The sequence below is a fragment of the Sphaerochaeta sp. genome (genome assembly GCF_050256055.1).
Lineage (GTDB): Bacteria > Spirochaetota > Spirochaetia > Sphaerochaetales > Sphaerochaetaceae > Sphaerochaeta.
In genome coordinates this window covers 1-3,807 of record NZ_JBFWIJ010000057.1, presented here as the reverse complement: position 1 = coordinate 3,807, position 3,807 = coordinate 1, and the positions used below count along the sequence as shown (strand labels likewise).

Annotated in this window: 3 protein-coding genes and 1 rRNA gene; 2 read left to right on the top strand and 2 right to left on the bottom strand. The window is 46.7% G+C overall.

Annotated elements, in window-relative coordinates:
- Both AB7C91_RS13585 and AB7C91_RS13580 read right to left on the bottom strand, forming a co-directional pair.
- Nucleotides 1-374: MATE family efflux transporter (locus AB7C91_RS13585; RefSeq protein WP_428592355.1), on the bottom strand; the 374-nt coding region annotated here is incomplete at its 3' end.
- Entirely contained in the window at nt 375-857 is a 483-nt protein-coding gene (locus AB7C91_RS13580; RefSeq protein ID WP_428592352.1) for a MarR family winged helix-turn-helix transcriptional regulator, read from the bottom strand. It abuts the gene before it with no gap.
- Between the two features lie 367 nt (nt 858-1,224).
- Between AB7C91_RS13580 and AB7C91_RS13575 the strand changes: the two genes are divergently transcribed.
- Both AB7C91_RS13575 and AB7C91_RS13570 read left to right on the top strand, forming a co-directional pair.
- Nucleotides 1,225-3,111 (top strand): IS1634 family transposase, encoded by a 1,887-nt coding sequence (locus tag AB7C91_RS13575; protein ID WP_428592349.1) that lies wholly within the window; start codon nt 1,225-1,227, stop codon nt 3,109-3,111.
- Between the two features lie 593 nt (nt 3,112-3,704).
- Nucleotides 3,705-3,807, top strand: a 16S ribosomal RNA gene (locus AB7C91_RS13570); the annotation flags it as partial.

Below are 3,807 nucleotides of genomic sequence, written 5' to 3'. Positions count from 1 at the left end.
AAGCGGAATAGAGGTCGTATGGTGAACATTCCTAGTATCGCTCCGATGCCCAAGAGGATTATACCAAGAAGTAGACTGTCGAAAACCAGGCGATGTACTTTACGGTAGTTTTTTTCTCCGATTGCTGTGGAGACCACGGCTGAAGTACCCATACCGATACCCTGTGCAATACTACCGATGAACAAAACAACTGGGAAGGTAAAGGAAAGGGCTGCTAGCTGTTCTTTCCCCAACCGCCCCACGAAAAATGTGTCTGCTAAGTTGAAAACGACCATGCTGAGTATGCCGAACACCATCGGTAATGCCAACCGGAAAAGGGTACGGCCTATCGGCCCTTCTGTTAGCTTAGTTCTATTAGCTTCGGTTTTATTCATTTAGAGTCTTTCTTTATCTATGCTGAGGAAGGATGTTATGTGGGAATCGACATAGGTGCTCAGTGAGCTCTCTACTTTATCGAGGAGAGAAAATAGCACCTCGAGTTCTTTTTCGGAAAGGTCAGCCGAACATATCTCGGTTACCTGAGCAAGACTTTCTTTAATTTTCGGAATAATCTCTTTTCCCTTCTCCGTGAGATATAACCGTCGTAATCGGCGGTCTTCGGTATCGGGGACTCTCTTTATATAGCCTTGCAGATCGAGCTTGGCAAGCCCCTTAGCGGCGGTAGCCTTGTCGATGTTGGTTTTCCTACTAACTTCATTTTGCGTGATACCCGGAGACTGATCGAGGAGAAAGAGGAAAAAGTGTTGCCCACTGCCGACTCCGTATCGTTCTAATTGATGTTTGACCACCCAGTGGATATTTCTTGATATATGATTGAATGTCTTCCCAAGTGATCGATCCCTGTTTGTTCGTTTCATAATGTACCTCCAAAAATGTCTCTCTCTCATTGGCTATGACTTGCATGAAGAAGTGAATCTACCAGGAATAAAGGCATTTTAAATTATTATATAGTTGCAAGTGCAACTATATAATAAGAAGTTTCCTATACAGAGTCAAGAGAGTATAGTAAAACTTACTGGATAACTTAAAATGCCGCAGATGATTATGCATGCTTCTCATTCCGACCTCCGGTCTTTGTCACAGTTGAATAGGAAACAAATCCCAGAATGTACATTTCCAAGCCCTTAGGGGGCATTTTTTTTGCAATTTTTATCATTTCTAAAAGAATGTTTCTATTGTCTGTTTTTGTCTGTTATGGTATACTAACTCCAAGTGAGGTGCCCCATGTTCGTAAAGACTCTCCTTGAGAAGAAAACCGGCAGGATTTTGATGATGATCGTTGAAGGATACAAAGAGGCAGGGAAGGTCAAACACCGTACCATTGAACGCATTGGGTACGTCGACGAGTTCACCCACCTTTATGATGATCCGATTGCCCACTACAAGCAGATTGCCAAGCGGATGACTCTACAAAAGAAACAGCAGCAGAGCGCTGTAGTGATTGAATTGATGCCTGAAGCACTGCTGCCCTTCGATGAAGATACCGGTAGGTATGACAGTGTGAGAAATATCGGCTATGCGGCACTCAGTTCAGTATTCCACTCCCTCGGCATCGCCAAGTTCTTCGATGACCGCCGCAAGTACCTGGACATCTCCTACAACCTTACCGCAGTAGTCAAGCTGCTCGTGTATGAACGGGTTCTTGCTCCAGGCTCCAAACGGGCCGCCTGGTTCGGCAGACACAAATACTTCGAAAAGATGGACTTCGACCTCAATGCGGTCTACCGGTCCCTGAGCATTCTGCCCCGTTACCGGGAAGACCTGCTGCAGATGCTGAACCAGAAGATGGTGGAACAGTATGGCAGGGATTCGACCCTCCTGTTCTACGATGTGACCAACTACTACTTCGAGATCGACAACGAGGATGATTTCAGGAAGAAGGGAATGAGTAAAGAACATCGCCCCAATCCCATCGTCCAGATGGGGCTGTTCATGGATGACCGGGGCTTTCCGGTCACTTACGATCTGTTTCCCGGCAATACGAACGATGGTAAGACCTTCTCTCCCATGAGTGAAAGTGTGAGGTCCCAGCTCGCTATGGATCACATCATTTTCGTTGCCGACAAGGCCATGATGAGCGGAGACAATGTTGCCGATGTGATCACCAACCATAACGGCTACATCTTCAGCAAATCGGTACGTGGGGGTACGCAGCATCTCAAAGATACCGTGAGGGACAGTTCAGGTTATGTGCGCTTTGATGCCCAAGGCAAAGAGCTTGTTCCTTCTGATACGGTTACGCCCGTATCGTTCATGTACAAAGTACTTGATGAGATGAAGGATACCCATGTACGGGATGCCGGAGGCAACAGAAGGCGTGTGAAGGGGGTGGGACACCACCAAATCATCTACTGGTCTGCCAAATATGCTGACAGAGCGAAATTGGATCGGCAAGCTGCCGTTGAGAAGGCCCTTGCCTCCTCGCACTCGCACAGCAAGGATGTGGTGGACAACAATCACGGCAAGAACAAATACTTAAGAACACAGGTGTACGACAAGGACACGAATCAACGTATTGAGCACTATGATGCTAAGATTGTCTTTGACTTCAGCAAGCTTGAGGAAGATGAGTCGCTTGATGGCTTTTATGTGATCGAGACCAATGTGACCGGACTGAGGGAGGCTGTGGATGCCACAGGTCACACAGCTGGAGAAAGCGAGGAATCCTTTGTCGGCAAGAGTAGATGGTTGAAACACGAGGGGATGCTGCAACTCAACAGGATCGTTACTCCCCGGGATATCATTGACATGTACCATGGCTTGTGGAAGATCGAACAGACCTTCCGGGTGACCAAGAGCGAATTGCAGGCTAGACCTGTCTATGTTGCCCGTGAAGATCGCATCGGCTCCCATTTCCTCACCTGTTTCATCGCATTGCTGATCATGAGGATCCTTGAGCATGAGCTGGACCATCAGTATGCTACCGAAGGAATCATCGAATCCTTGAGGAAAGCGAATGTCGATCAACTCAACGAAAGCACCTTCAAGACACTGTATTACGATAAAGTGATGAAGCGGCTGAAAGAAAAGATGGGGATCAATTTCGGTATGAATGTGTATTCCAAAGTAGCCATCAGAAAAATGTTGGCTGGGACCAAGAAAAAGAGCTGACGTACTACAGTAATATTCTAAGGAGGTGTCTAGACAAGTTATTACATAACAACTTGTTAGCACCTCTTTTTCGTCTATTTCAGCGAAAACTCAGGTTATCAGATGACTCTGTTTTTGTCGCCCCTTCCAAAAAAAATGGAAAAATATTTTTAAACCCCCTAGACGTATTTGTGTAAAACAGGTAGTATCCACCTCGGCTCAACCAGAAAAAACCACAGCCGAAACGGCTTAAGGGTTTTGAAGGTGGAACAAAACGGAAAATAGTGGAAATTGCTATTGACACTATGTTTTCGATAGAGTATCTTAGTCGAGCACGCTAACGAAAGGTGCTTGGCCAAGAGCCAAAATCGCTCCCTTGCAAAAGGGATCAAGCGACCTGATTTATAACATTGATAAGCGAAGGAAAGAGAGAAGTATTGCAAGCAATTGCAAACTGTAAGGTGTGAATCTTATAGAGGTGCAAGGGCTTCCAAGTCAATTCACGAACGAAGTGAAAGCTAACGTTTGAGGCGCCGGCTGGAGAGCAGGTGCCGCGAGATGACAGGGGAAGGCTTGAAGTTGAATTAGTATCCGGCGCTCGACGCCGGAATTAAATGACGGAGAGTTTGATCCTGGCTCAGAACGAACGCTGGCGGCGCGTTTTAAGCATGCAAGTCGCACGGCAAGGAGGACTTCGGTCCTCCCCAGAGTGGCGGA